Genomic DNA, 25,064 nt, shown 5'->3' with positions numbered 1-25,064 from the left:
GTTACAAAGCTGCCCTGATGGGCGGCCTGAAGTGCGCTCCTGGTCTGGGTTTGCGACTTTATGAAAACTCTCCTAGCTGGCCGATCCAAACCGAGCAAGCTGCGAGAATGCGAGCCCAATCCTCCGCTGCATTGTCTTCTTCCGTTTGGTTGGTGTGTAAAAAGCGTGAGGCCATAGCGCGACCGGGCTGGGATACTACCGTGTTAGAGGACATGCAGAAACGTATGGCTGACCGACTTCACGACTATTGGGACGCTGGGATTCGCGGGCCGGACTTTGTGTGGGCGGCCACGGGGCCGGCCTTGGAAGCCTATTCGCGCTACCCCGTAGTCAAGAAGGCTAATAGCCCCGGCGAAGTAATGAGGGTTTCGGAGTTTCTTCAACACGTGCGGCGCCTGGTGGTGGATTTCGTGGTAGGGCGGGTGTTGAGTGAAACGGGCGGCTTGGAAGCTGTCTCAGGTCTGGATGACATCACGACCTATTATCTCCTACACCGGTACGATTTTGGGATGGAGCCGGCACCGATTGGCGCGGTGATTCTTTATGCCGTATCGTGCGGTCTGTCGGATACCACCTTGACCCATCAGTGGGATTTATTGAGCCGTTCGGCTTCGGCGCGCGATGACGACGGTGCAGCGGATGAAGACGACGAAACCGAGGCGGCCGACGAGGGAGCTAAAGGCGACACGGCGCGGTTAAAGACATGGCGCCAGCGGACCGGCAAGGCGCTCGGGGAGGACGTCCCGGGTCGCCCGGCGCCCTTAATTGACCAAATCCATCGGTTGATGCATCTCTGGGCCGCTGGGGAAGTGGCCCCCGTCGACGCTTACCTCGACCGCCGCGGGCTACGCCGTAATGCCTTGTTCCCCCCCTTGTTGCAGGCGTTGATTGAGTTGTCTGAGGCAGGCAGTCAAGAGCGCGCCCTATTGGAGAGCCTGAGTAATCATGTGCAAAATCGTGGACTGGCGCCGGACCGCGTTCAGCCACGATTCACGGGAATGGAGGATTAACGGGATGGCCAAAGCAGCCGATTGGACGCCGTGGCGTGACGTGGTGACCTTGCGTGACGATGTCAAGACGGGAGAGTTATCGCTGGCGCGTTTCGCGGCCGATTTATATGACGTGGTGTTGGATCGGGGCCCGGTTCAATACCGGGACCCGAAGGCGTTTTTCAGTCTCACCTATCCAACATTCAATCTTCGTGAGTTAGTGAAAGATATTATGTTGCGTCTAGCCGGGCAGAGTGAGAAGGCCGTTCGCCAGCTGGAGTTAACCTATGGGGGTGGGAAAACCCATACCCTGATAACGCTCTATCAACTGGCGCATGACCCTAAGGGTTTACCCGACGTGCCAGCGGTTCAGGAGTTTCGCGAGCACGCTGGAGTGCCCTTTACCGCGGCACGAATCGCCTGTTTGCCCTTCGATAAGCTGGACGTCGAGAAGGGCATGGAAATCGCGGATCCGAAGGGAACGCGGCGTTGGTTAAAGCAACCGTGGAGTGTGCTCGCCTACCAGATCGCTGGCGATGCGGGTCTGCAATTATTGCATGCCGAAGGACGCGCGGAGGAGCGAGAGTCCGCCCCAGCCGAAAACCTGTTGGTTGAACTCTTAAGCCTGCCGGGGAAGGAAGGACTGGCCACGCTCATCTTGTTGGATGAGGTGTTGATGTATGTCCGGGAAAAAGTGGCCGCGGATCCGGCCTGGCGGGGACGGATGCAGAACTTTTTCCAATATCTCACCCAAGCCGTGACCAAAGTCCCCCGATGTGCCTTAGTAGTCTCGTTGTTAGCCAGTGATCCCGGTAAGAACGACACGTTAGGAAAGGAACTTAGCCTCGATTTGGCCGAGGTTTTTCGCCGGGAGCAGGAGCATAGCATTCAACCCGTGGGCAAGGAGGACGTAGCGGAAATCCTTCGTCGGCAGTTTTTCACCGTCGATTCCATCCGCGATCGCGAACGGTTTCGCGCTCCGGTGGTGGCCGCGCTCAAGGGCATTGGTGCCCTCGACGAGAGCACGCGGAAGGAAGGAGGGCAGGCCGAGGCACGGTATCTAGACCACTATCCTTTTCATCCGGAACTGACCGACGTCTTGTACACGAAGTGGACGCAGATGGAGGGATTTCAGCGGACCCGTGGCATCCTCCGGACGTTTGCGTTAGCTCTGCGCGAAGCCAGCGAATGGGACGATCAACCCCTCATTAGCACGAATGTCTTTTTGGCCCGAGCCGGATCGCGAGAGCTCAGCGCAGCCACGCGTGATTTGGCGACGGTGGCTGCGACGGAAGAGTACGAAGGGAAACGACAGGAATGGCTGACGATTCTCCAGGGAGAGTTGGAGAAAGCGCAAAAAATTCAGGAGGAATATCCGGCCCTTCGGGGGCGGGAGGTGGAGCAAGCCGTTCTCGCGACCTTTTTGCATTCCCAGCCCATTGGGCAACGGGCGTCGACGCGGGACATGATCGTATTACTGGGAGCCGCGCGCCCTGATCGTATCGAGCTCGAGAAATGCCTCCGCCGCTGGGCTGACGTTTCGTGGTTTTTGGATGAGGCGGCGCTGGTCGACCGGGCATCGAGTGCGTTGCCTCCGTGGTGGCGGTTAGGATCCCGTCCAAACCTCAAGCAAATGCACAATGATGCGCGCACTCGGGTGTCGGCCAACACGGAGCTTGTGATGTCTCGGATTATTGAGGAAATTAAGAGGGTCAAGTCATTGATCAGCGGGGCGGCTGCGGCTGGCGCGAGCGTCCACATGTTGCCAAAACGTCCTGCCGATATTGAGGATGATGGGGCTTTCCACTATGCGGTATTGGGGCCGGAGGCTGCCTCGAGTTCAGGCACTCCGAGCCCCGTGGCGCGCCGATTTTTAGAGGAGACCACCACCGCGGACCGCCCGCGTGTTCACCGAAATGCCGTAGTGCTTGCCACCCTGGACCGCGGGGGACTTGCGGCATTAAGGGAGCAGGTCGAAGTGACCATAGCGTGGGAAGACGTCGAGCAACAGCTGGCTGCGCAAGAACTGGACGCCACGCGAAAGCACTTGCTGAGGACCTACATGAAAGAGGCGAGCGAGGCAATCCCGAATTTGGTACAACAGGCGTATTCAGTCATCGTCACGATCGGGAAAGACGGAAATCCGATGGCGTTCAAAATGACCGTGGATACCGGAAAGCCATTATTCGAGCAGATTAAGCGGGATGATCGATCGCGTATTCAAGACACGGCCATCAGCGCAGAAGCCATCTTGCCCGGTGGCCCCTACGCCCTGTGGCAGCCGGGTGACACGGCAAGACGACTCAAAGATCTGGTGGGCGCGTTCGCGGACGTGCCAGCTCTGCCCAAGATGCTACAGGCCAGGGGCATTTGGGATACAGTCGTACAGGGGATGAAGGAAGGAAGTCTGGTCCTGCGAGCTTGGCGACCGGATCGGACATACCGGACGTGGTGGCAGGAGGACATTCGCAGTGACGATCTGGAGGATCCCAGTCTCGAGGTGGTACTGCCCGAAGCCGCTGAACTAGACCATCTAGATCCCAAGCTTCTTACTCCGGGACGGTTAGAGAATCTCTGGCCATCGGAGGGGGACTGACGGTCGGACGCCTGGGAGAGTACTTTAACGGGTCCACCGTCATACAGGTTACCCATCAAGGGTACACCGAGCCCCAGGCCATCCCGAAGGTCGATGCAGGCGCGTTGCAACGGGCGATCACCCAGGCGGTCGAAACTGGATTACTATGGGTGACCACTGGCGGGCTCAGTGTATGGCAGGAACCACTCCCTGACGGCCTCTTAACCACTGGTGCTCGTCTCAACGCTCCGCCGACTCCGCTGAGTGTGTTCGATCTGCTACCCGATCGCGTACCGGAAGCATGGCAGGATGGCAAGACCACGGCCTTAGCCCTCCTAGTTGCCCTGTCTAATCTCCAAGGAGAGCCGCTGCCTTGGCTTCTGGTGCGTCAAGTGATTACGGAGGCCAGAAATCATGGGCTCGTTCACCTGGAATTAGGGACGACAACATGGCCCTGCGGCCGGGCGGACGCCGAACAGGTGCGAATTTCCGTCGGGGACACGCCTATTATCGACCCTCCACCTCCACCGCTGCCAAAGCAGCGCCTCCGTTCGGATCGCGTCTTGAAACCCAGCGAAGTCCAAGACTTGGCCGATGTAATTGGCGAGTTAATGCGTCTTCTCCAGCCATGGGCACCGACGATTCAGGTGACTTTAGATGTTGATACGTCGACTGCCCCCATGGACCCGACGGTTCGGCACCAGGTTAATGCGCTGTTGAGCCAGGTCAAGGACAACTGGACGCTTTGACGGGCTCAGGAATCAACTCTCTATGGTGGAATGGAGGGATCGCGTGGCGAAAGCATGTATCTTTTGCGGGCAGTCAGGATCGATAACGCGGGAGCACGTCTGGCCAGATTGGTTAACACGAATTGGGTTTCCTAACGAGCCAGCACTAATAGAATCCGGGCGACTCAATCGCCTACCGGCCAAACATGGTCCTATGTTGCCCCTCACGACGACCGTAAAGGCAGTCTGCGACGGATGTAACAATGGCTGGATGAGCCGGCTCGAGCAATCCGTGAAGCCAGTGTTGACGCCCATGATTTTGGGACACCAAGCGGAGACTGAAGCCGCCGCATTGCCGCTAGTGGCCCTATGGGCGTTAAGGACGGCGTTGATCGCCATGGTAATGTCTCGATCTGCCGATGATTTGCCACCCGTGCCAGCGGATGACTATGCCGCTCTATACGCTTGCCGGGAATCCCTGAAACCTCCCGAATCTGTTCAGCTGTGGGTTGGGCGATACGGCGGTCAACAACCGACCTTGTATGCCCAAGTAACCCCGGTAATATTCGAACGGAATGGGGGGTATACTCCCTCATTGCCGCAGGCGTACGTGTTTAGTGTGCTAGTGGGAGAGGCTTTTGTTCAAGGGATACGCTTTACCGATTCGCACAGCGAAACCTCATTTTACGAGCCTCAGGGATTTGCAAGAATTTGGCCCCCGTCGGGTCCGATTGGGTGGCCCCTGAAAGACGCGATGAGTCACCAAGAATGGCGTCAGGCTCAGCGTGGTGGGAATCTAAAGCCTGCTGATGGAAACGTGGATCTTCGGCCCTGGGATGCTGCCGTGAATCTTCCTCCAAGTCGCCTAGTTGCGGGAATGGTTCAGTTGCCAACGATGTGTGGCAAACACTACGTATTCTATCCCAGCGTGCTGGTTGCTGAAGCCAGTAGAGGCCGCTTTTATCGCTTTATGACCATGTGTGAGTGTGGTGTAGCGTATTTGGTCGAAACTGAAGAAGATGGAGCGCATTGCAAGGAGGCGGATGACCCGGAAGTGATTTTGCGCATCTATGAGTCCTTGGAGGGGGACGAGGTAGAGTTCAGGGACCATGGTGGCGTTTTTACCTGCAAGCGCATTGTCTGAGAAGGCCATGAGTTCTACAACGCATTATCGTGCCGTGACTGATAACCACTCCCTATACGTTTTAAGTGTAAGGGGCTGGTCACTTATGGTGAATCGATGTTGAGGTAGCCACGTCAATAGTACGGCCATCTGAGGATGTGCAACCCGTAGTCCAAAAGTCAAGGCCGGGATGTGAGGAATCGACTGGTTCCTGGTTTGCTCCCACAGTATACATAACGTGTCTCCGGTTTCGAGACTCCCCACTACGTGATAAGCACGCCTTTGATAATTGCCAGGGTTCTCGAAGACCCACGCCGCCATCCGTCCCACGTCATTGAGTGTGGTTAGCGGGATAGGACTATTCCTTGCAACGGCTCGCAACGTGGCCAAGAATAAACGGCCCACGAGTGGCCGGTGGTTTCGGAGAACTCGCTGGATTGGACGGGGAAATGGCAAGGATGCCCCCCGAAAGTCATCCATAAACAGACCTGGTCGAAGGATAGCGAAGGGTAGACCAGATTGTCGTACTTTCTCTTCGAGCATAGCCTTGCCGTCGATGGCTGCCACGTTCTGCCGGCGTTCGGCGCCTAGTCCAGAACTGTAGACAATATGCGGGTTGTTGCCCACTTCTTTGGCTGCTTCGATGACATTCGAGCCCAGGCGCACTTCTTCTCTGAGGCCTAAATCCCAGAAGTTCTGTACACTAAAAATCCCTGTGACGTTTCGGATCGCCGCTTTGAGGGAATTGAGATCCGACAGATTTCCTTGGACCAGAATGGCTCCTTTGTCCTTAAGTATCTGAGCCTTAGGACTGGCCGGATTGCGTGTGAAGGCATGCACGGCCCATCCGGCATCCAGCAAAGCGCGGGCTACGTGTCCGCCCTGATTGCCCGTGGCCCCGATGACCAGAATGGGTCCTTTCATTATCATAATGACCGCCCTTGCGTAACAGCGGGTGGACGCCATTGATGCCACACGATAAGCCCGAGGGCGCCGGTCATCTCGATGATGATATAGGACAGGGGCGCATTATGCGTGGGCAACGGAAGTAGGAATCCTTGTGTGGCAATGTGCGCCAAACCGAACAGTCCTGCAATGAGTCGTCGACTAGGAACGGGCGTCATGGGCCCAATGATAACGCCGATCCACACCCAGAGGCTGAGATTGGTGCCATCAGACAGGATGGACAGAAGTAGAACGGCCAATGACAAGACAATCCAGAGAATGATGCGGACCGCCCGGATGTTGTGGGCCTTTCCCCATGTTAAAAGGATTGTGGCCACGCCCGCGACAATCCACGGAACAAAGAACGGGAAGGGGACGGGACCATGTACCAGCCGGAAGACATTTGCGACATCGACCGCCAAGCTGATAAAGAGGACGCCAAAGAGCCATGCGGGCTTTCGTTCGTTATCCATGGACAACTTGCCACCACCCTCCCAAGAGATATTTATCCGCCCCCGACGCCCATGTGTTCACGTAACCGGAGACCCGGCCATTGCCGTGGGCCACCACTTCATTGACATCCCAATAAATCTTGGTATTGGCAAAGGCCGGCGCATCTTCGATGACAAAGCTCCACCCGTAGGCCGTACCGCGGGTCTCCATATGGCCTTGCCGGTTGGCCATGAAATAGTCGCCATCCGGAAAGGGATGACGAATCCAGTCCCAGGTATGATAGCCCGTCACTTGGCTGCCATTATACGAAAAGCTGATGAAGTTCCACACAATCCCGACGGTAATGCCTAAGAAATCATTCCACCCGGTTTCACAGTATGCTCCCGACACACTGGGATTGCCGCCTGGCGGTGCCATAACACGCATGGCCGTGGTGGCGAGCGGCGTTGGCGATCCCGGGCTAACACTGGCCGTGGGGACTCCGATTTTTACGAGCTCCGTTCGCCGTGCGGGATTGGCCGCAATCTCGCGGATGGCCACGGTTTGGCCGGGATTGACGGTGACCACCGGCCGACGGGATGAGAGCGGAATTTGGTAATATCGCGCATCCCGCATATGAAAGCGGGTGGTATTCTTAGTTTCGGGCACCATGACGGTGGCGGCATAGGCTTTGGGACCCGGCAAGGCCCAAGCTACCCCAGCAATTTGCCACGGGGTGCCATGGGCCGACCTCTGAGGGACTGGACTACGGGTCAAGGCACGGGTTATAAGTACCATTCCTATATGCAACATCGGGTATCGCTCCTCGTCTATCCTGTCTTTGGCGTCACGCTCTCCTCATTGTGGTCTCGCATAGCTGTCACGGGATAGGGAGAGATCCGAGTATACGCCGGGGTATTTTGACCGCTACGGCAACTGTTCGCGGGTGGACACCCCGAGTTTGCGATAGATATGGCGCACATGAGTTTTGACCGTGCCATATTCGATGGTGCAGAGCGTCGCAATCTGGGGCAACGTTTTTCCTGCTTTAAGGTATTGATAGATTTCGCGTTCTCGTTCGGTCAACGTGTCCAATGCGTCGGTTGTCGGAGGGGATGCTGGCGTGGGCTTCGGCAGCAACGTACCCAAAGGGTGTTCGTTGGTGACCCAGCTAATCGACGCCGGCACCAAGCCGATGATGAGGAGCACGGCGGCCCAAAAGACGAGCAAGGCCGGGGAAAAGGCGGCATGACCGATGGCTTTTTGATAGAACCAGGTGCCGAGCAGCAAAAGCTCCGTGGCCAGGGTCACTAGAAGGCCACCCACCCAATTCCAATAGGCCCAGCCTTCAAAGGCCAGCAAGGGCAGCAACACCGGTGAGTCGGTGTTGGTGGGAAAGGCAAACTGCAACAAGATGAGGGCGGCTAGCAAGGTATCCAGGGCCATAGCGATAAGACTCAAGAGGGTGCCATAGGTCACAAAGTCGACCACACGCCAGAGAATCCATAAGATGGCGTCATAGATCACCAGAAATGCCACCAAGGGCCATCCGATCGACAAGGAGACGTGGTAGTGGGGCGCCTCCATCACGACCCAGGCGATCAGAATCGCGAGAATGAAGCGGTAGACGTTGAAGAGACCAAAAACTCGTCGAGATGGCGTGCCGGGCATTGTGATCCCTCCTTGCCGGCCGCGACACGGGTGTGGTCGGTTACTGCGCCGCGCGGATTTTGCCGTCTTTCCGTAGCGTTTCGTAGTAGTGGTTAAGAGCCTCCGCCACGATTTCACTTTTCTGGCGGCCGGTTTCTCTCCACAGATGATCCAGCTGGGCCCGGCAGGCGGGCGTGACATACAAGGAAATGCGGGCTGTCTTCTCTGCCGTCGACATGACCAACGCTCCTTTGCTGGAAGAATTGTCCAAGAGTATACCACAAAAACGCGCGCGCAGGCGCGGAAGAGTGGGAGTATACCGGGAGATATTGGGGTGATCCGAGAGAATATCCCTTCCCGGGAGGGCACGTTCTGGGTAAGGTGAAGCCAGAGACGCGAGGGCAAGGCGGCGTCTCAATCAGACACAGGCGAGGCAGCAGATGCTAGCAGCACATGATGAGGAGGGAATAACGATCGCTTGTTAGCGATCGGGCGCCAGCCCACAGAGCCAGTCGAGCGAGACCTCCAACGTGGCGGCCAAACGCATGGCGACGGTCAGGGAGGGGAGGGTGGCTCCGGACTCATATTCGACCAGGGTGGAACGGCCAATGCTCAACTGGTGAGCCAGCGCGGTTTGGGACAGCTGTTGACGCAGGCGAGCCGTCCGGAGACGTTCCCCGAATTCTTTCGCAAATGGGTCGGGTGTGGTGGTTGACATGTCGCTCATACCGACACTATAATGAGTTTGGGTGTGTCGCCCATACCGACATCTCCTTGGTTAGGAAGGAGGGAACGTCCGTGAATCGTATTCGTCAACTGCGCCTGTCCCAAGGCATGACGCAAGCGCAATTGGCCCGAATCGCGGGATGCGGACGCTCATTCCTTTCCGAAATTGAAACCGGGAAAGCGAATCCGACGCAAGCGATGTTGCAAACCATTGCCGACGCGCTCCACGTGCCGGTGGCACGAATCTTGGACGAGTGTTCCCCCAATTCAGGGGCGGGCGATGCTCCTTAATGCCAGCTCTTTTGGGTGGAACACACCGTTTCACCGGTTAAGACAAGTCATTGCGTGCAGTATAGCACACCACTTCGGAGGTCGAACACGCCCTCTATAAGTTAAGCATGTCGTTGGCGTCAATGCCAAAACCCTGTCATGACACCAGTAGTTTGCTGGAATCTCGCCGCGCGGCGGGCGAAAGCAGGCGGAAAGAGGAGAGCTATGCCCTATCTGTGTGAACCCAATGGCGACGTGTATCGGGTGTCGCCGAGCGTGGCCCGGCGCAAGGCAAAGAAGGGTTGGATTCGGCCCGTACCCGAGTTGCCGGACATCTATATTCGGTGCGGAGCGCTCGTCGAGGAACGTGGTGCTCTTCGGACAGCCCAACAATTTTGGTCAGCCCAAAAGCATCGGATAGCAGACTTGCGGGAAGCCCATGCCCGCTTCAATGCCTGGTTGGATCAACAAGACGCGCGAAAAGAACAAGCCGACCGAGAGGCCCACCAAGCGTGGCGCCGCCGCTTGCGCCGTCAAGCAGTGGCCCTTTTGAAGGAGCGGAATCTGCCGCTCAATACCCCGATTGACGCGCTCTCGCTGCCTCGTCGGTCCAAACGGCATCCTCTGGTCGCCCACGGGCGCGGCCAGCAAGTCGTCGGTGCGTTTCACATGCCGTCGGAACGGGATGGCCCATAAGTAAGCAACTGTCATGCTGTCGTCGTTGGGGCCCGCTTCTGCGGGTCTCTTTCTTTTGTTATCAGAAATACGCGCGGAGAGGAGAAAGGACGATGACGGGAACCGGGCCTTGTCGACACACGGAACTCGAGGCCACCCTGCAGGGGATGTTTCGGTACCGCGTGGGGGCATCCGTGGCGGTTCAGTGGGAAGAATCGCGGGAATGGAGCGGCAAGAACTCCCGCCGTGCAGTCGTCTCGGGGGTTTACCCACACGGGATGCGTCTCTTGCTGGAAGGAGAATCAGGTGATTATCAGATTCCATGTTGGCTGAGCTGGGTGGAGCTCTGGCTCACCCCGGAACTCGTTGAAACACCGGAAATCCGCGCCGAATTGTTCGCACTGATCGAGTCCCAGTTTGCGGCGTGGGTGGACTAACCGAGAGAGGAGACAGACACCATGGCGATGTCATTGGAGATGGCCCGCACGCAAGGGCGTCAATTGTTTCGGCCGGTGGAAGTCGCGCAGATGAGCGGATTGAGCCGCGCTTTCATTTACCGCCTCATCGAGAAAGGCGCCTTAAAAAGTGTGCGGATTGGGAGTGCGGTCCGCATTTCGGCGGACGAAGTCACACGGCTCTTAACCGAAGGCATCCCCGCACAAGACTAGACGGGTGAACGCGACGTGCATCCGTGGGGGGAGGGGAAGAGTGTGGCGGAGGCTCCGTTTACCGTCGAGGTCAATCATAGCTTTAACCCCATCGAGAAGGCATGGAGCCCCGAAATCTTTATCAAGCTCTACACGGCGGCCCTCGACACGGGCTTTCTGGCCGCGATCTCGGATCGGGATTGGAAGACCCTCTGCGTCATTGCGCTGCACATGGATGCGGACGGTCACTGCTATCCATCCCTGTTGACCATTGCCCGAGCCTTGGGGGTCAACAAGAGCACCGCCAGCAGTCGCATTCAAGCGCTGTTGCAGTTTCGATGGCAGGGCCAACCGGTGGTTCAGGCGATGCGTGAACGGCGCGCTGATGGCACGTCGGGGCGTCAGGTCTATACCATCTTGCCCTTGACGCCGTTGTCATTCGGACGCCGAACCCCGGACCCTGTGCGGGTTTCAACCAGTTCGCGAAATCCCGAACTGGCCGCCAGTTCGCGGTTTACCAAACTGGATGCATCCAAACTGGGAAACCCCGAACGCAATAACAAGATCCCCAAACAACAAAAGCCACTAGGAAAACAAGATCCCAAAAACGCGCCCTTTCGGCAAAACGCCGAGCCGACGGTGACGTCATCGCAGGCAAGTTCCGGCCACGCCGTCGGTGGCGTGGTCGCGTATTTGCAGGATCACCTCCGTCAAGCGGGGATGCGGACCTTTCCGCGTCAGTGGATACCTAGAGCTGAACGGCGGGTACGCCAGATGTTCGAAGACGGATTGACCGCCGGCGATCTCACAGCGCTCATCGATTGGTGTCTGGTCCATCCCTTTTGGCGAAACAAGATTACCTCGATGGACAAGGTAGCCGACTTGGTGGGTGAGTGGCAGCTGCAAGGAAGGGGGACTCATCATGGAACCGGCGTTTCGCCATCTGCCGAAGCGGGACGGCACGATGATTCCGGTGCCCTCGATGCCCTGGTCGTCCGGACCGACGCCTCCGCCACCGTTTAAGGCGTCCTGCTGTGGGCAAGAGATTAGAGGTGAAAGGGTTTCGGTGATTCAAGGAGCGCTGTCCGTGTGGCAATGGCGGTATTGTGCCTGCATGCGGGAGGCCTTGGCCATCGCGGCCGAAGAGCGTCAGCGCCAGGAACAGGATGTTCGGCGACGAGAACGCTGGGAAGTGCAGCAAAAGAGCTTGGATACCCTATTTCCGCAGTGGCGGCACTCGGCGAAAGTGCCCCGCCAGACCTTGGCCAATTTCGTTGTGAGCGACGAAACCCGAAGGCTCGTCGAACGCATCAGGGCTTGGGCGGACACCGTGAACCCGACAGAGGGATTTCTGCTGGCGGGTCGGGTTGGCAATGGCAAGACCCATCTCGTCCGCGGGGTGGCCCATCAAATGCGGGCGCATTATCGAACCGTGCTTTACACCACTGTGCCCTACCTTGTGGAACATCTTCGGGGTCCGACCGGGGTCGACATGGACGCGGTGTTGAAGGCGACCACCCGGGCGGACGTGGTCGTATGGGATGACTTGGGGGCGGAGAAACCCTCCGATTGGGTACTGGACCGCCTGTATCTGCTGCTGGACGCACGCTATGAGGCAGAAAAGCCCCTGCTGGCGACCTCTAACTTGTCGCCTAGTCTGTTGGAGGAACGCGTGGGCGCTCGGATTGTCAGCCGCTTGATGGAAATGGGGCCGGTGTGGGAGGTCCCTGGGGCCGACTACCGCCTGCTCTTAGCGCGAAAACGATTGGTGGCGGGGTAGCGACGCAGGGGTACGGTGATGCGGGACCCCCATCCCCCCGACCGTCCCGAGCTCTCCGACTCGGGACCGTCTCCCCCCTTCCCCCAGAATTTCCGACGGGGGAAGGGCGTGGTCTGGGGTGGAATGCTGTGCCATTTTCAAGAATGCAGGATAAGGGAGCGGGACCACGCATGCGGCCGAGCCGCATGGAGCCACGCTTTGAGGCGGGATTATCGGTTCGACGGTCATCCCTCTGGCGGGATGACGGAGGTCATTTTCCTCATGGTGATGCGAAAGAAGGCGGGATCAGATGCGGGATTTCCATATCCGATTGGAAGAATCCACGTGGGAAGCGGTCTTGGCCATGGCCGCCCGACGAGACGAACCGGTGGCACTCCTGATTCGGCGGTTGGTGAAGCAAGGGATCGCCGGCGACGCCGCGGCGGACGGCAGTGCGGTGGTGGCCCGTACCGTGCGGCCGGTTATCCGAACCGAACTGGAGGCGCTGCGGAAACTGCTGTTCCGCGATGCTTTTGATACGGCCGTCAGCGGACAACTGATTGTCTGGCTGATTCAAGAACATTTGGCTTCCCATCGGCGGATTGATGAACTCAAAGCGGTCATTGCTGATGCGCGTCAACGGGGAGCCGACCGGCTCCGGCGCAATGCGGAAAGCGAGTTGCTGGCTCTATGGGATGACGACAACGATCTAGATAACTCTCATGGCCTCTAAATTGCCCATCTGGCGATGTCGTCGAATTGCTCCATGGCCATACTTGGGAGCGTATCTTTTGGCTCCCAAATACCGGCTAAAGACACTGTCGCCATGTGGCGGCTATGAATTGTGAACCCGCGTGATCGCGATGTCGAGTCCAGTGACTGCACCAAGAGGATGCCCTGTTAAGGGCGCTTTTTTGTAGGAGGGGTTGGAGGATGGCACTTAGGCCGCTCTATATGGGACTGCATTTCTACTTGCCGGGTGCAACATCTTTTCGTTCGCATACGGCGGCGGTCGCGCATGCCCGCTACATGGTGAGTCCCCAAAAAGAGGAATTGGTGTTGCAGCCCGATGCCAGCATCCACGCCCGCTATATGGCGGAGCGGCCGGGGAGTGCCGGGCTGTTTGGCCCGAACCCGGACCAGGCTCCCCAGTTGTCTCAGGTGGTCGAGACGATTCACCACCACCAAGGTCCGGTCTGGCGCCTCATCGTGTCGGTTACCGAACAGGATGCCAGGACATTGGCCGAGCTGTCCTCCGACTCGTTGTTGCAGCGGGCCAGTTGGGAGGTGGCTTGCCGTATGGTGATGCCACAAATTGCGGAAGAACTGGGCCTATCGGGGTTGGACTGGGCCGCGGCGATGCATCGGAAAGAAGGACATCCTCATATCCACCTGCTGTTTTGGGAGCCCGGTGCCCGCCGAGAACGCGGACAGGTGTCGGAGGGCGAACGACGTCAGATGCGAAGGCTGTGGATGCGGGAACTGTATCGCCCAGTCCGCGCACCTTTGCAAGCCGAGAAGCATCGGGTGCGCGAATCGCTGAGAACCGCTGTCAAAGAGTTGCAGGGGCCATTGGGCAGCGCGTTGACGTTGTCGGCAACGGAACGGCGCGACTTCGCGGAGCGCATGATGAGACTCGCCACGCAACTGCCTCCCCAGGGCCGTTTGGCCGTGGCTTATATGCCATCGGCGGTGAAAAATGAGGTTCGGCACATCGCCGCATGGATGCTCCAAACGATTCCCGAGTTTCGGGAGCTGGCGGCCCGGTATCAGGAGTTAGCGGAAGAGATGGCACGGCATCAATCGGACAATCCGGCATCACACCAAGAAGCCCGCATCCATGCCATGCAGGATTTGTTCGATCGCATCAGTCCCACCCTGCTGAGAACGGCCGTGGCATGGGATCGCGAACACGGCCACATGATGCGGACCATGCTGACGCGCGGACGGCCGTCGAACGTCGACGCCCACGTGCTTCACCAGCTCCAAGCGGGATTGCGGCAAATGGCCCGGCAGGACCCGACGCAGCGAAAAGAGACGGCTCATGTTGTGGTGAGAGCCGCCATGGACGGTTCAGATTGGACGCTCAGTGCGGCGGAGCAAGCACGCACCGAGGCGTACTTAGTCCGTCTGGCCACTCACGCCCGGGCTCACATGATCGATACGGTGGCGGACGTGGCCCAAGGGCTTTGGCGAGGGCTGTTTGACGAGCTGGCGGAATGGGAGCAGGTGGCCCGCTTTATTCGAGAAGACCGGGCACGACGGCGAGAACGGGAGGCCATCGTCCGATGAAGACACGGACCTTACGGACATTGGTTTTAGTGAATTATGGTCTCGCCGTCAGCGTATGCGTCCTGCCGGCCGTGGTGTCGCTGGGCATTCGTCTTCGCGGGACATCATCGGGCCAATGGGAGGGTGTTCTACAGGCATGGGCGTCTCGCGGTCTTTACCTGCCTTGGAGAGCCATTGCCGACGGGGCACATGACCCCCGAACATTGATATGGCTCTCGATTTTCGTGGCCCTGGCCGGGATAGGGATGGGGCTCTTGGGCGCCTTCTCGCCGCGTGTGCTTTGGGGTGGACCGCCGGCATCAGGCCAAGGGCAACATGGCACCGCCCGATGGCGAAGTTCTTGGGAGCTTCAGAGGAGCTTGGCTCAGTGGCGGCCCCAGATGGCGAGTCCGCCGAATGGATTGGTCGTAGGGCAAGGGCGCCACCAATCTGCGTGGGTCGTGGACCAAGAGGGCCATGCGCTGGTGGTGGGGGCCACACGCAGCGGGAAGGGCCGCCGGATTCTTTTGCCGACAATTGGGGTGATTGGCCGCAACCGGCGTGACAGTCTTTTAGTGACGGACCCTAAAGGGGAGCTTTTCGCGCATAGTGCGGCATTTCTTCGGAGCCAGGGCTATATGGTGCGTCGGATTGATTTTCGCGACCCGCGTCTAGGCTTGCGGTTTAATCCGCTGGCTCCGGTGTCCGAAGCGCTGCATGATGCCCGGGTTTGGACCGTGGCCAGTCAAGCGGCTTGGGACATTGCCCATGTGTTGTCGGATCATGGCGCAGACGCGGATCCCTTCTGGTCGCAAGCGCAGGAAGCACTGACCGCCGCACTGATTTTAGGGATTGCGGACCAAGCGCCGTCCGCTTGTCGTCATCTGGCGTCGGTGTATGCCACCTTGATTGAAGCGGGGAAGCGAGAGGGCAAAGAACTGGATGCCTGGATGGCCACCTTTCCCGAAGACCACCCCGCCCGTATGGCATACGGCAGTGTGGCGCTCTCGACGGAACGCACGCGCACCTCGATTTTTACGGGAGCGGCCACGGCGTTGCGCCTCTTTGCCGATCCGGACATGGCATGGCTCACAGCAAAATCCAGTTATTCCTTGGATGCGTTGGCCGATCAACCGGAGGCCCATTTCCTCATCATTCCTGATGATCGGGCGACGCGCTACCCGATTGTGACGCTCTATTTGACCCAAGTGATTCAGGCCTTAAACAGCCGTGCCCAGCGGGACGGGGGCCGATTGCCGCGGACCGTGCACTTCCTCTTGGATGAGGTGGGCAATTTGCCGCCCATTCCGGACCTGGACAAGACGGTCACCGTGGCTGCCGGCCGTGGCATACGTCTGACGTTGGTCTTGCAGGATCTCCAGCAATTGAAAAGCCGGTATCGGGATGCCGCGGGCACCATTTTGGGGAATACCGCCACCTGGGTCTATCTCATTACCCAGGACTGGGACACCGCGTCTTTGCTCTCCAAAAAGCTGGGCGAGTACACCACGGAAGTGCGGACCCTTTCGCATGCGCATGCCAGCTGGTGGCGGCCGGTCACCATGGCCACGGGGACGGCGCAAGAATCTCACGCCTTAACGGGCCGGCCGTTACTGACCCCGGATGAGCTAATGCGCTGGCCGGAGGGCCAATCGCTGGTGCTGCAGACCCGGTTGCCGCCAGCCCGGTTGTCATTGCCCGACCTGAGCGAATGGCGGGCATTTCAGGCCCTGGCAAACCCGAGCGCCGTTGAGGCCGAACCCGCTCCACTGGAGCGCGTTCCCGTGTGGTGGCCGGGCAAAGCGGAGGATTCCCGTTCCGAAGAAGTCCCCGCTGGCCTCGCCGGAGTCTGGCGTCGGAGTCGTGAGGCGGGCGTCCTATTGGAGAGCGTACCCGATTGGTAGGGTGTGTCTTCGTCAGAGAGGAGAGAACATCGTGGCAGCAACACCGCAAGTGATTTCCGATATGCAGACGCTCTTAACCAATGCCGGTCATTGGATCGCCGGAATTGCCACTGCCGGCGGCGGCACCCTCTTAGGGTATCATGCCCTCTCCCGGAACTTCGTCGAGGATCCGCAAATGGTCGCCCATCACACCGCCTCCATGCGGAAAGTGGTGGTGGGAACGGTCATCGTCATTGCGGCCGGCTTGATTGTCCCCATCTTTACGCATCAATTTTAAGAAGGAGGCGCCATGGGCCATCTACTCGTCTCAGGTATTTCCTATTTCGTGCAGAATGCGCTGCTGACGCCCTTGCAGCGCTTTTTGTTTTCCATCTTGAGCGACATTGCCCAGCAAGGCTTAGCGTTTGCCCGCCTGCCGTTTGTGGTGAACACCGCGGAGAGCATGGCGGCGGTGGCCGCGGCCCTCCTGATGACCCGGGTGGCTTGGGAAGCGCTCAGCCGATACATTTTGTGGAACGAAGGCACAGGCGACGTTACCGGAGGCGAGCTCATGAAGGGCATTCTTCGGACGGCGTTTTTCATGGGACTCGGATCCTTCGTGGCCCTTTGGGTGTTTCGCTTCGGGATTGATTTGGCCGGCGTGGTGGGGGCGGCGCCCTTGGCTGCCGCCACCCACGCATCGGCGTCCTGGGTTCAAGATGTGGAGCAAGCACCGAATGTGGCGGTGGGTACCGTCCTCTTTTTGGTGCTCTTTATCTTGGCGGTCGTCGTGGGCCTCTTGGTTGTTACCATTCAAACCGCCATTCGCGCGGCGGAGCTGAGCTTTCTTATCGTCGCGGCACCACTCATGGCGCTAGGCCAACTGTATCCCGACGGTGGGGTATGGAACAGCTGGTGGCGTCAGTTGGTGACCCTCTCGGTGGCGCAGGCTTGGCAGTTCTTTGGGCTGAAATCCATGGTGGACGCGAGCCAACTGGTGCTGGATCACGGGCTGGCGGTAAGTCTCACGAACAATCTGGTGGATCAGGTGTTTTTAGCGGTGCTCATGAGTCTGGCCTTCGTGATTGTCACCGTGCGAGGACCGCATCTCATCAAAGAATGGGCGGCGCACACCGGCATTGGCGGAGGCATTCTGTTTGCCGGCCAACGCTCGGCGTCCTATGCGAGTCAGCGGGCGATGCAGCAATGGCTGACGAAATAGGGCCCTGCGGGATCGATGGCCGTGTGAGGGAGGGAGCGCGTATGCCAAGCGACGATTGGATTGATGACGACGTGGAGATTGCGCGAATGGCCCTCGATCGGGCCATTCGCACCTGTCCAGGCTGCGGCATGGTGTGGGATGCCGAACCGTCCTCCGAGCGATTCTGGCACACCCCGATCCGTTGCCCGCGCTGCGGGACGGAGTCGGTCCACGATAGGCGGTGGCGAGCGCTATGGTTTCAAAGTCCGCTCCGTCGCATTGTGACGTCGGGAGGTGAGGACCGTGAATGACGAATCGCCATACCTTATTCCCCGAGCCATTCCCCTGCGCTACGAGTTCTTTCCGGGTTGGGGTTGGGCGGAAATGCGGGTGGTCGTCTTGGGGCTTATCGTGGGCGCTTTGGCCTTCGCTAACGCCACATGGGTTATCCGGACGCCGGACTGGGTCCGACTCGTCGCCCTAATCTGGCCGAGTGCCATCGGGTATTTTTTGGCCTTGCCCGGGATCCAGGGCACCTCCTTTTGGTCGCAATGGGTGGCCTGGCATCAATACCGGCAGCGTCCGACCCGCTGGCTCTATGACTGGAATCGCCCGGAAGGTTGGGAGGAAGGGAATGGTGAGACATGACACGTCACTGGACACCAACCAAAAAGCATTCGACCGCGCCCGCGGCTCAAGATCGGTTTCCCATCCAGGACATTCGCAATGGCTGCCTCGTTCGGGATGACGGGGCAGTTGTTGGCGGACTTGCCCTCTCGCCCCTGAACTTGGCGCTGAAAAGTCCCCGGGAAACGCGGGCCGTCATTACTGCGGTGTATGCCATCCTGAATAGCTTGCGAACACCGTGGCAGATTGTGTCGCTCTATCGCCCGCTCGATTTGGACCAATATGTCGAGAGCCTGAAGGATCGGCTGCGGCAGGTGGCGCCCCGCCGTGAACCGCTGTTGCGGCAGTATCTCGAATGGGTCTTGGCACAGCAGGATGCCGGGCAGGCGATGGAACGCCGCTACTACTGTCTCATGACCCGAACCGGGCCGGATGCCGTGGAGCTCCACCAGGAAACGTTGCCCGAGGTCGCCCAAGAGTGGAATCGCATTCGCGGAATGCGGGCGACCGTCTTGGATGACGCCGCGTGGGAGAGCGTGATTTTCGGGTTTTTTCATCCGACAAGGTTGAACGACGAGGGGGTGCCAGGCCAGTGGACGGCGTTGACCCAGACGTCCCCAGACGCCAGGCCATTGAACGTACGGCCAAAGGAGGTGAGCCTCGATGCCACGACCCGCGTGGATTCGGTTGCCTCGTCCTAGTTCGGAGACACTCCCGAGGAATGCCGGGGTGCAAGCATTTCTCAATGCCGTGGCGCCCATGGCGATGCAGTTCAGCCCCCGATCCGTGGCCTGGGACGACCTATGGACCCGCGTTTACGGGGTGCTTCGCTATCCGCCGCAAGTGGGGGCGGCGTGGCTGGCCAAAGTGGCCAATCAAGAAGGGGTGTATCTGTCCTTGCAGGCGGAACCCACCGATCCCACCCAACTGGCGATGACGCTCACGCGGGCGATTACGCAAATGACCGGCCAACTGCAAGGAGGCCATTTGAACCCCTTGCTCCGGCAACGCCTCCTACAGCAAGTGTCGGATGCGGAAACCCTCTTGAAAAAGATTGATGCGGAACAGCAATCGCTGTTTTTGACCGGGGTGTTTCTCTTGGTGACGGCGCCCAATGAAGAAACAGGCCTGCAGCGCTGTCAGCGGTTGGAGGGACTCGCCGCGGCTCAGGGGCTCCGCATTCGCCCGCTGGTGTATCGCCAACATGAAGGGTTGATGTCCGTGGGGCCGTGGGGCCGGTGGCATCCGGATCTGAAAGGGTCGGCGCCGTTTCAGTTGCCGGCCGAGACCCTAGCGGCAGCGTTTCCTTTTTCCTATGGCGGGATTAACCACGGATCGGGCATTCTCGTGGGCCGCGACGACCATCGCGGCTTGGTGCTCATCAATCGCTGGGAACCGCCGTCGGAAGACGCCATCACCAACAAAAACATGGCCCTCTTGGGTCCGTCGGGCGGCGGCAAGACGTGGACCGCGTCGATGATGATTCTCCGAGAATGGATGCTGGGAGCCAAGATCATCGTCATTGACCCCATGAAACGGGACTATCGCGGGCTCTGTCAGGCACTCGGGGGCACGTGGGTGAATGCCGCCGGCGGTGCGACGAAGATCAACCCCTTTCAGGCGCCACTCGATGCGGGTGAGGGACCGGATAGCGGCGACGAGGAGCATCGCAGTCTCTCGCCGATGATGCTCCATTTGCAACGGGTGCAAACCTTTTTGCAGACCTACTTGCCGGAACTCACCGCCTTGCAACAGGCCCTCTTGGCGCAAGCGGTCCAAGAGATGTATCAAAATCATGGCATCACGGCGGAGACCCGACCCAGAGACATTGAAACAGCCCATTGGCCACACATGGGCCACTTATACCAGGTGGTCTCGGACCATGCGGCGGCCGATCCCCTGAGTGCGGATTGGGCGATGCTGATGGCACTCTTGCGCGACGCCGGAGAAGGGATTGCCGCTCCTCTTTGGGCCGGCCCGTCCACCGCACCGACCCAAGTCGATGCGGATTTCGTGGTGCTGGATATTGAAGACTTGGCCCGGGCCCCGCTCCCGATTCGCCGGGCCCAGTTTCACAATGTGCTTGGGTATGCGTGGGATTTGATTCGGGCGGATCGGTCCGAAGGGAAACTCTTAGTCGTGGATGAAGCGTGGCTCTTGGTCGATCCCAAGACGCCCGAGACGTTGGCGTTTCTCCGATCCATTGCCAAGCTGATTCGCGGCTACAATGGCGCCCTCATGATGATTACCCAGCAGGTCAATGACTTTCTCACGGAGGCGGTCCGCGGCGAGGGGGAAGCGGTCATTGGCAACTGCGCCTATACCCTGCTGTTTCGCCAAGACAACCGCAATGACCTCGATGCGGTGACGCACCTCTTTCACTTGAGCGACAAAGAACAGGATACGCTGCAAGCCGCCAAAGTGGGCGAGGGCCTCCTCATTGCCGGGAATGGGCGGGTGTGGCTGCAAGTCGAGTTGGCCCCCCATGAACGCCAGCTCTTGGAGCACGTGGGACCGTCGCCGGTTTAGAAGGGGAGGTGGACGATGGCCCAGGACTATGGCGAACAGCTCATACACATGGGAATTTCGCATGAAGCACGGTGGCTCTGGAGCGCTGTCGGTGTTGGGGGATTGACCGTCTTTCTCTTGCTGGCGGCGATGGTGGGGTTAACCAGTCGGTCCCAGACACCACGGACACACCCTGCCGACGTTATCACCCTGTCGGGGGCTGTGTCGAAGGACGTGGCCCCGTGGCGGTCGACGATTAATCGTGCCGCGCGCCGGACCGGGGTGCCGGCGTCCTGGATTGCGGCCGAAGTCGTGGTGGAAAGCCGGGGCCGAGCCCATGCGGGAACTTTGATCGGCGCGTATGGACTCATGCAATTGGAACCCGGGACGATGGGACTGACCAATGCTGAGCGGGCCAACCCTGCGGATAACATTCTGGGGGGTGCTGAATATTTGGCTCAACTGCACGCGGCCTTTCAGAGTTGGCGGGAAGCCTCCGCCGTCTATTACGGCGGTGCAGGATTGGTGACAGCGCTGCTGCCGCACGTTCCGATGCCCTGGCGGACCGCCCAACCATGGCTGGATGTGGTGCCAAACCCAGGCGCCAATACGTTGACCTTGGCGCAGTACGCCAACACCGTGTTCCGGGTGGCTCATCAATGGCAGGGGGTGAGCCCATGATGGGGTGAACCGATGGCGCTGGGGAGGCCGCATCATCATAGGCGGGTTGTTGGCGGGTCCGCTGGTCGTCTCGGGTTTGCGAAGAAGTCCAACGGAGGGTCAGGCCCTCAAGCGTCATGGGGCGGCAACCCAGGTCATGAAGGCATATCAAGCCGACGCCGCCGCCATGTGGTCGCCCCAATGGGTGGCTGACGGGGTTCCGGTACGATTGCGCCAACAACGCTTGGCTCCGAGCATTGTGGCCGATCCGGCGAATCCCCGGTTGACCTGGTGGTTTTGGCCACAAGTCCAGGACGGACAGGTCTGGTTCGGTGTGGGACGGGGCCGAGGAGTAGCCTGGCACGGGGTCTCGGTCCGCGATATGGCCCAGATGTCGACGCTGCCCCAACCGGTTCGGGCAACCGCCCAATGGGTGACAACCCTGGAATCCGGTCGTGGGCCGATGCCGGGAATGCGCACGGAACCGGCCGGTGCGTTTATGGCCGACATGGGGTCCGTCACCGGCGTGACCGGATGGGAAGCCGCCATGGAGTCCCAACCCCGGACGATCGTCGTGACGTGGGGGTTGACGCGACCGCATGGGACGGGACTTCGGTTCATCACGCTGTGGCACTGGCTGCCAAGATTGGGATGGCAATGTACCTTGGGCGTCCTCCAGAACGAGCCGACCGTTCAATTGGCCAACGGGGGCATGCCGCACGGAGTGCCGAGCCGACTCCCCGGATGGGCTATTTCGCCCAAACGCTAATGCAAGGAGGTCTCAGCGATGGATATCGTTCCGACGCCCGAAGAGGCGTTGCTCTTGGATGAAGCCTGGGCTCAGCTGCTCGGTGCCGCGGCCACACTGAAGGAACTCGCCGAATTTGTCGCGACCGTGGCAGAGCAGATGCGGCAGCACGATCCGGGGCTCGCGCACCACCCGCCCTTTCACGAAGCGCTGTCCCAATGCCTTCAACAACGACAGGCCCTGCGGATGACTCCGCAGGGTTTTTCGGTCCAAGGGGCCGACGCGTGCTTTTATACCGGGTTGGCTCAGGCCTTGGGCGTGAGCCCCGAGGGTGTGATGCCGCGATCGGATGAGGGAGGCACGGCCGAAGCCGCATGGTTTCAGCAGCTGCGCCGCTGGGTGGCCGAGGGAGCCGTGTGGCCTGCGGTGGGGTCGGCGTTGGAGGCATTAGACGAGGAGGGTACCGTATGACCCGGGACGATGCACAGACCCGCATTACCGAGACGCTGACCCAATTGACGACGGATGCCCGATGGCCGGCGTTTCTTCGCGTGATGGCCAAGTTCCACCGCTATTCGCTCAACAACACCTTATTGATTTTCGCCCAGCGGCCCGATGCCACGATGGTCAATGGATATCGGGCGTGGCAAGCCTTGGGCCGGCAAGTGCAAAAAGGCGAGCGCGGCATCACCATCCTGGCGCCGCTGGTCAAGCGGGAGCAGGACGAGAGCCAAGAGGTCGCGGTTCGCGTGGTCGGCTTCCGCACCGTATCGGTCTTTGACGTGGCGCAAACCCGCGGTGAGCCCGTCCGGGGCCTGCCCGAACGGCTTCTGACGGCAAAACATGGGCCACTCCTGGCGGCCGTTGAGGCGGTTATTCCCTTTCCGGTGAGTCGCGTTCCCGACCTCGGTGGTGCCAACGGGGTCTTCCACACGCGGGAACGCACGATCGCGCTGTTAGATCACTTGGCGCCAGACATGCAAGTGAAGACCTTATTACACGAATGGGCGCATGGCCTCCGGTCCCCCGGTGACACGCGCTCCCAGGGCGAGGAGGAGGTCGTGGCAGAGTCGACGGCCTATGTGGTGGCCTCACACTTTGGCTTGGACACGCGCGCCTATTCGGTGGGGTATGTCGCGTCGTGGAGTCAGGGGGACGGCCAAGCGGTATTAGCCATGGCCGAGGAAATCTTGCGTCGGAGTCAGATGATTGTGGGACCGCTGGAGGAGCGTTTGAAAGGGCAGGACCGGGAGTGGCAACCGGATACCGAGCGGACAGCCTCACAGGCCATGGAGCGATGACGGACGGAAAACAACACGACGGCCACAGGAGCCGTTTTTAGGTTTTGCGTCATGGCGAAAGACGCGTTGAGCCGGCGCCGACAGGCTACCGGTCCGGTGTTGTGCGGGTTTGCCAGTCTGACGGTCGTTCATCGGTGAGAGGAGGGCCAACATGGTCGGGCATTCGCAGGATAGTGTCGAGCGCTTACGGCGAATTCCCTTAGCGGACGTTATTCCCGCGATTTGCCCGGGAGCGTATCGAAGCCGCGAACGCCAAGGCCTGGGGCGGGTCCGGTGGGTGCTGCCGGATGGGACCAAAGTCAATGTCTTCCCATTGGCGGACGGGGATTTGTTCCGCTTCATGAATCGGTCCAATGATATGCCCGCTTCGGTATCGAAAAAGGGGGCCATCAACTTTGTCATGGCCGTGCGCCAAACGTCTTTCATGGGGGCCGTGCGCTTGTTGGACCGTCTTCGACCCGTCATGGACATGTCGAGGCCTGATCAGCGTCTTACGAATGTCCGACCCACCATTTTGCGACATCCGGAACGACGGGATGATCCCGAGGGAGAGTGGACACAAGTCCGCGACTATTTAGTGGGTGAGCGACGTCTGCCCGACTTAGTCGTCGCGGATCTGTATCGCCGCGGCCACGTCTATGTTGGCGCTGGCTTTTATCAAGGTTATCTCGTCTTTCCCCACCGGGCCGACGGCCCCCAGTCGCGTGTGACAGGGTACAGCTTGCGGTGGGCTCAAGCTGATGCTCCGCCGGATGGGAAGCCGACTAAGTGGGTGGCTAGTGGCAGCCGCTTAAAGGACGGCTGGTTTCATCTGGGCCATTCCCGTCAAACGCTGATTATCACGGAATCCCCGATCGATGCCATCACGCTCTGGGCTAGTGCCATCGAGGAAGGCGTAGCTCATCGTTTATCCATTCGCTCTTCGAGTGGAGCGGGTGGTTTATCGGAGCGGATGTGGGCGGGGTTCGAAGCCGTGGTGGCGGCTTTTGACAATGATGCGGCAGGCCGCCGGTATGCCGAATGGGTCACAGAACATCGGGGAGAGCACGAGACAACCTGTGTTAGGCCACCCAACCCGTATAAGGACTGGAACGCCGCATGGCAAGCCGGGCTCCGTGAGTTGCTTAATACCACTCGGTTGTGGGACCGCGAGGTGACGGTGATTCGGGACGGGGAGCGAGAAGTGGGTCGTTAACGGAGCCACGGCATGAACATTGCTTGGTGCTCGGAAGGATTCAGGATTTTACCCCCATGGAGGCGAAAGACGGTCTATGTCAAGGGTGTGGATAACGTGAATATCTGGGGACGGCGCATTCAGGGTGTACGAACCCAAGCGGTCGCCGGTC

At 59.6% G+C, this 25,064-nt stretch carries 30 protein-coding genes; 24 read left to right on the top strand and 6 right to left on the bottom strand.

The genetic code is table 11. The features are described 5' to 3' along the window. The first annotated feature begins 212 nt into the window (after positions 1-212). The 4 genes from HIJ39_RS14255 to HIJ39_RS14240 all read left to right on the top strand — a co-directional run bounded on the left by HIJ39_RS14255 (position 213) and on the right by HIJ39_RS14240 (position 5,436). Positions 213-1,010, top strand: a complete 798-nt coding sequence (locus tag HIJ39_RS14255; RefSeq protein WP_169100842.1) for a hypothetical protein — start codon at positions 213-215, stop codon at positions 1,008-1,010. Between the two features lie 4 nt (positions 1,011-1,014). Further along, complete coding sequence (locus tag HIJ39_RS14250) at positions 1,015-3,585, top strand: DUF499 domain-containing protein (protein ID WP_169100840.1); 2,571 nt, start codon at positions 1,015-1,017, stop codon at positions 3,583-3,585. Positions 3,586-3,689: 104 nt separating this feature from the next. Next, on the top strand, positions 3,690-4,313 hold the full coding sequence (locus HIJ39_RS14245; protein WP_169100838.1) for a hypothetical protein: 624 nt from the start codon (positions 3,690-3,692) through the stop codon (positions 4,311-4,313). A 250-nt stretch (positions 4,314-4,563) separates the two neighbouring features. Continuing rightward, complete coding sequence (locus HIJ39_RS14240; RefSeq protein ID WP_169100837.1) at positions 4,564-5,436, top strand: hypothetical protein; 873 nt, start codon at positions 4,564-4,566, stop codon at positions 5,434-5,436. A 24-nt stretch (positions 5,437-5,460) separates the two neighbouring features. Here HIJ39_RS14240 and HIJ39_RS14235 read toward each other — a convergent pair whose 3' ends face one another. The 6 genes from HIJ39_RS14235 to HIJ39_RS14210 form a co-directional block, all read right to left on the bottom strand. After that, complete coding sequence (locus HIJ39_RS14235; protein WP_169100835.1) at positions 5,461-6,339, bottom strand: NmrA/HSCARG family protein; 879 nt, start codon at positions 6,337-6,339, stop codon at positions 5,461-5,463. 2 nt (positions 6,340-6,341) lie between these two features. Then, entirely contained in the window at positions 6,342-6,833 is a 492-nt protein-coding gene (locus HIJ39_RS14230) for a hypothetical protein (protein ID WP_169100833.1), read from the bottom strand. After that, complete coding sequence (locus tag HIJ39_RS14225; RefSeq protein WP_169100831.1) at positions 6,826-7,605, bottom strand: hypothetical protein; 780 nt, start codon at positions 7,603-7,605, stop codon at positions 6,826-6,828. Before HIJ39_RS14225 ends, HIJ39_RS14230 begins: the two co-directional genes overlap by 8 nt. Positions 7,606-7,719: 114 nt before the next feature. After that, on the bottom strand, positions 7,720-8,463 hold the full coding sequence (locus HIJ39_RS14220; protein ID WP_169100829.1) for a helix-turn-helix transcriptional regulator: 744 nt from the start codon (positions 8,461-8,463) through the stop codon (positions 7,720-7,722). 40 nt (positions 8,464-8,503) lie between these two features. Continuing rightward, on the bottom strand, positions 8,504-8,680 hold the full coding sequence (locus tag HIJ39_RS14215; RefSeq protein ID WP_169100827.1) for a ribbon-helix-helix protein, CopG family: 177 nt from the start codon (positions 8,678-8,680) through the stop codon (positions 8,504-8,506). A 243-nt stretch (positions 8,681-8,923) separates the two neighbouring features. Further along, positions 8,924-9,160, bottom strand: coding sequence for a helix-turn-helix domain-containing protein (locus HIJ39_RS14210; RefSeq protein ID WP_169100825.1), 237 nt, complete (start codon positions 9,158-9,160; stop codon positions 8,924-8,926). A gap of 80 nt (positions 9,161-9,240) precedes the next feature. Between HIJ39_RS14210 and HIJ39_RS24225 the strand changes: the two genes are divergently transcribed. The 20 genes from HIJ39_RS24225 to HIJ39_RS14110 all read left to right on the top strand — a co-directional run bounded on the left by HIJ39_RS24225 (position 9,241) and on the right by HIJ39_RS14110 (position 24,913). After that, complete coding sequence (locus HIJ39_RS24225; RefSeq protein WP_169100823.1) at positions 9,241-9,459, top strand: helix-turn-helix domain-containing protein; 219 nt, start codon at positions 9,241-9,243, stop codon at positions 9,457-9,459. Positions 9,460-9,663: 204 nt separating this feature from the next. Next, entirely contained in the window at positions 9,664-10,134 is a 471-nt protein-coding gene (locus tag HIJ39_RS14200; RefSeq protein WP_169100821.1) for a hypothetical protein, read from the top strand. A gap of 92 nt (positions 10,135-10,226) precedes the next feature. Beyond that, entirely contained in the window at positions 10,227-10,550 is a 324-nt protein-coding gene (locus HIJ39_RS14195) for a hypothetical protein (protein ID WP_169100819.1), read from the top strand. Between the two features lie 21 nt (positions 10,551-10,571). Then, entirely contained in the window at positions 10,572-10,781 is a 210-nt protein-coding gene (locus HIJ39_RS14190) for a helix-turn-helix domain-containing protein (protein WP_207711685.1), read from the top strand. 42 nt (positions 10,782-10,823) lie between these two features. Then, a complete protein-coding gene (locus HIJ39_RS14185) occupies positions 10,824-11,783 on the top strand; it encodes a helix-turn-helix domain-containing protein (protein ID WP_169100817.1) in 960 nt (319 codons plus the stop codon). Continuing rightward, complete coding sequence (locus tag HIJ39_RS14180) at positions 11,683-12,540, top strand: ATP-binding protein (RefSeq protein WP_169100815.1); 858 nt, start codon at positions 11,683-11,685, stop codon at positions 12,538-12,540. The genes HIJ39_RS14185 and HIJ39_RS14180 overlap by 101 nt, the downstream gene beginning before the upstream one ends. A 289-nt stretch (positions 12,541-12,829) precedes the next feature. Further along, positions 12,830-13,252, top strand: a complete 423-nt coding sequence (locus HIJ39_RS14175) for a hypothetical protein (RefSeq protein WP_169100813.1) — start codon at positions 12,830-12,832, stop codon at positions 13,250-13,252. Positions 13,253-13,452: 200 nt separating this feature from the next. Then, complete coding sequence (gene mobP3, locus HIJ39_RS14170) at positions 13,453-14,811, top strand: MobP3 family relaxase (RefSeq protein ID WP_169100811.1); 1,359 nt, start codon at positions 13,453-13,455, stop codon at positions 14,809-14,811. Next, positions 14,808-16,694, top strand: coding sequence for a VirD4-like conjugal transfer protein, CD1115 family (locus tag HIJ39_RS14165; protein WP_169100809.1), 1,887 nt, complete (start codon positions 14,808-14,810; stop codon positions 16,692-16,694). The genes mobP3 and HIJ39_RS14165 overlap by 4 nt, the downstream gene beginning before the upstream one ends. 31 nt (positions 16,695-16,725) lie before the next feature. Next, entirely contained in the window at positions 16,726-16,971 is a 246-nt protein-coding gene (locus HIJ39_RS14160; protein WP_169100807.1) for a hypothetical protein, read from the top strand. A gap of 12 nt (positions 16,972-16,983) precedes the next feature. Further along, complete coding sequence (locus tag HIJ39_RS14155) at positions 16,984-17,895, top strand: conjugal transfer protein TrbL family protein (protein WP_169100805.1); 912 nt, start codon at positions 16,984-16,986, stop codon at positions 17,893-17,895. A gap of 41 nt (positions 17,896-17,936) precedes the next feature. After that, positions 17,937-18,185: a hypothetical protein gene (locus HIJ39_RS14150; RefSeq protein ID WP_169100803.1), complete on the top strand. Its 249-nt coding sequence runs from the start codon at positions 17,937-17,939 to the stop codon at positions 18,183-18,185. Then, positions 18,178-18,522 (top strand): hypothetical protein, encoded by a 345-nt coding sequence (locus tag HIJ39_RS14145; RefSeq protein WP_169100801.1) that lies wholly within the window; start codon positions 18,178-18,180, stop codon positions 18,520-18,522. Before HIJ39_RS14150 ends, HIJ39_RS14145 begins: the two co-directional genes overlap by 8 nt. Then, the gene (locus HIJ39_RS14140; protein WP_169100799.1) at positions 18,519-19,202 is read left to right on the top strand and encodes a TraC-like domain-containing protein; all 684 of its coding nucleotides are present in this window, start codon (positions 18,519-18,521) and stop codon (positions 19,200-19,202) included. The genes HIJ39_RS14145 and HIJ39_RS14140 overlap by 4 nt, the downstream gene beginning before the upstream one ends. Continuing rightward, complete coding sequence (locus HIJ39_RS14135; protein ID WP_169100797.1) at positions 19,165-21,030, top strand: VirB4 family type IV secretion system protein; 1,866 nt, start codon at positions 19,165-19,167, stop codon at positions 21,028-21,030. The genes HIJ39_RS14140 and HIJ39_RS14135 overlap by 38 nt, the downstream gene beginning before the upstream one ends. A gap of 15 nt (positions 21,031-21,045) precedes the next feature. Then, entirely contained in the window at positions 21,046-21,690 is a 645-nt protein-coding gene (locus HIJ39_RS14130; protein WP_169100795.1) for a transglycosylase SLT domain-containing protein, read from the top strand. Between the two features lie 4 nt (positions 21,691-21,694). After that, positions 21,695-22,438 carry a hypothetical protein gene (locus tag HIJ39_RS14125; protein ID WP_169100793.1) on the top strand — a complete coding sequence of 248 codons (744 nt, stop codon included), beginning with the start codon at positions 21,695-21,697 and terminating at the stop codon, positions 22,436-22,438. 18 nt (positions 22,439-22,456) lie between these two features. Beyond that, positions 22,457-22,888: a hypothetical protein gene (locus HIJ39_RS14120; RefSeq protein ID WP_169100791.1), complete on the top strand. Its 432-nt coding sequence runs from the start codon at positions 22,457-22,459 to the stop codon at positions 22,886-22,888. Next, a complete protein-coding gene (locus HIJ39_RS14115; protein ID WP_169100789.1) occupies positions 22,885-23,718 on the top strand; it encodes an ArdC family protein in 834 nt (277 codons plus the stop codon). The genes HIJ39_RS14120 and HIJ39_RS14115 overlap by 4 nt, the downstream gene beginning before the upstream one ends. Positions 23,719-23,869: 151 nt before the next feature. After that, positions 23,870-24,913, top strand: a complete 1,044-nt coding sequence (locus HIJ39_RS14110; protein WP_169100787.1) for a toprim domain-containing protein — start codon at positions 23,870-23,872, stop codon at positions 24,911-24,913. The last annotated feature ends 151 nt before the right edge of the window (positions 24,914-25,064 follow it).

The organism is Sulfobacillus harzensis, from assembly GCF_012933365.1.
GTDB classification, from domain to species: domain Bacteria; phylum Bacillota; class Sulfobacillia; order Sulfobacillales; family Sulfobacillaceae; genus Sulfobacillus_B; species Sulfobacillus_B harzensis.
The sequence above is the reverse complement of the archived record's forward strand: the minus strand, read 5'-3'. Positions and strand labels throughout refer to the sequence as shown.

Coding starts and splice junctions, on each gene's coding strand:
- HIJ39_RS14255 (WP_169100842.1), top strand. CDS start 213: ATGCAGAAACGTATGGCTGACCGACTTCACGACTATTGGGACGCTGGG.
- HIJ39_RS14250 (WP_169100840.1), top strand. CDS start 1,015: ATGGCCAAAGCAGCCGATTGGACGCCGTGGCGTGACGTGGTGACCTTG.
- HIJ39_RS14240 (WP_169100837.1), top strand. CDS start 4,564: ATGAGCCGGCTCGAGCAATCCGTGAAGCCAGTGTTGACGCCCATGATT.
- HIJ39_RS14235 (WP_169100835.1), bottom strand. CDS start 6,339: ATGAAAGGACCCATTCTGGTCATCGGGGCCACGGGCAATCAGGGCGGA.
- HIJ39_RS14230 (WP_169100833.1), bottom strand. CDS start 6,833: ATGGATAACGAACGAAAGCCCGCATGGCTCTTTGGCGTCCTCTTTATC.
- HIJ39_RS14225 (WP_169100831.1), bottom strand. CDS start 7,605: ATGTTGCATATAGGAATGGTACTTATAACCCGTGCCTTGACCCGTAGT.
- HIJ39_RS14220 (WP_169100829.1), bottom strand. CDS start 8,463: ATGCCCGGCACGCCATCTCGACGAGTTTTTGGTCTCTTCAACGTCTAC.
- HIJ39_RS14215 (WP_169100827.1), bottom strand. CDS start 8,680: ATGTCGACGGCAGAGAAGACAGCCCGCATTTCCTTGTATGTCACGCCC.
- HIJ39_RS14210 (WP_169100825.1), bottom strand. CDS start 9,160: ATGTCAACCACCACACCCGACCCATTTGCGAAAGAATTCGGGGAACGT.
- HIJ39_RS14200 (WP_169100821.1), top strand. CDS start 9,664: ATGCCCTATCTGTGTGAACCCAATGGCGACGTGTATCGGGTGTCGCCG.
- HIJ39_RS14195 (WP_169100819.1), top strand. CDS start 10,227: ATGACGGGAACCGGGCCTTGTCGACACACGGAACTCGAGGCCACCCTG.
- HIJ39_RS14190 (WP_207711685.1), top strand. CDS start 10,572: ATGGCGATGTCATTGGAGATGGCCCGCACGCAAGGGCGTCAATTGTTT.
- HIJ39_RS14180 (WP_169100815.1), top strand. CDS start 11,683: ATGGAACCGGCGTTTCGCCATCTGCCGAAGCGGGACGGCACGATGATT.
- HIJ39_RS14175 (WP_169100813.1), top strand. CDS start 12,830: ATGCGGGATTTCCATATCCGATTGGAAGAATCCACGTGGGAAGCGGTC.
- mobP3 (WP_169100811.1), top strand. CDS start 13,453: ATGGCACTTAGGCCGCTCTATATGGGACTGCATTTCTACTTGCCGGGT.
- HIJ39_RS14165 (WP_169100809.1), top strand. CDS start 14,808: ATGAAGACACGGACCTTACGGACATTGGTTTTAGTGAATTATGGTCTC.
- HIJ39_RS14155 (WP_169100805.1), top strand. CDS start 16,984: ATGGGCCATCTACTCGTCTCAGGTATTTCCTATTTCGTGCAGAATGCG.
- HIJ39_RS14150 (WP_169100803.1), top strand. CDS start 17,937: ATGCCAAGCGACGATTGGATTGATGACGACGTGGAGATTGCGCGAATG.
- HIJ39_RS14140 (WP_169100799.1), top strand. CDS start 18,519: ATGACACGTCACTGGACACCAACCAAAAAGCATTCGACCGCGCCCGCG.
- HIJ39_RS14135 (WP_169100797.1), top strand. CDS start 19,165: ATGCCACGACCCGCGTGGATTCGGTTGCCTCGTCCTAGTTCGGAGACA.
- HIJ39_RS14130 (WP_169100795.1), top strand. CDS start 21,046: ATGGCCCAGGACTATGGCGAACAGCTCATACACATGGGAATTTCGCAT.
- HIJ39_RS14120 (WP_169100791.1), top strand. CDS start 22,457: ATGGATATCGTTCCGACGCCCGAAGAGGCGTTGCTCTTGGATGAAGCC.
- HIJ39_RS14115 (WP_169100789.1), top strand. CDS start 22,885: ATGACCCGGGACGATGCACAGACCCGCATTACCGAGACGCTGACCCAA.
- HIJ39_RS14110 (WP_169100787.1), top strand. CDS start 23,870: ATGGTCGGGCATTCGCAGGATAGTGTCGAGCGCTTACGGCGAATTCCC.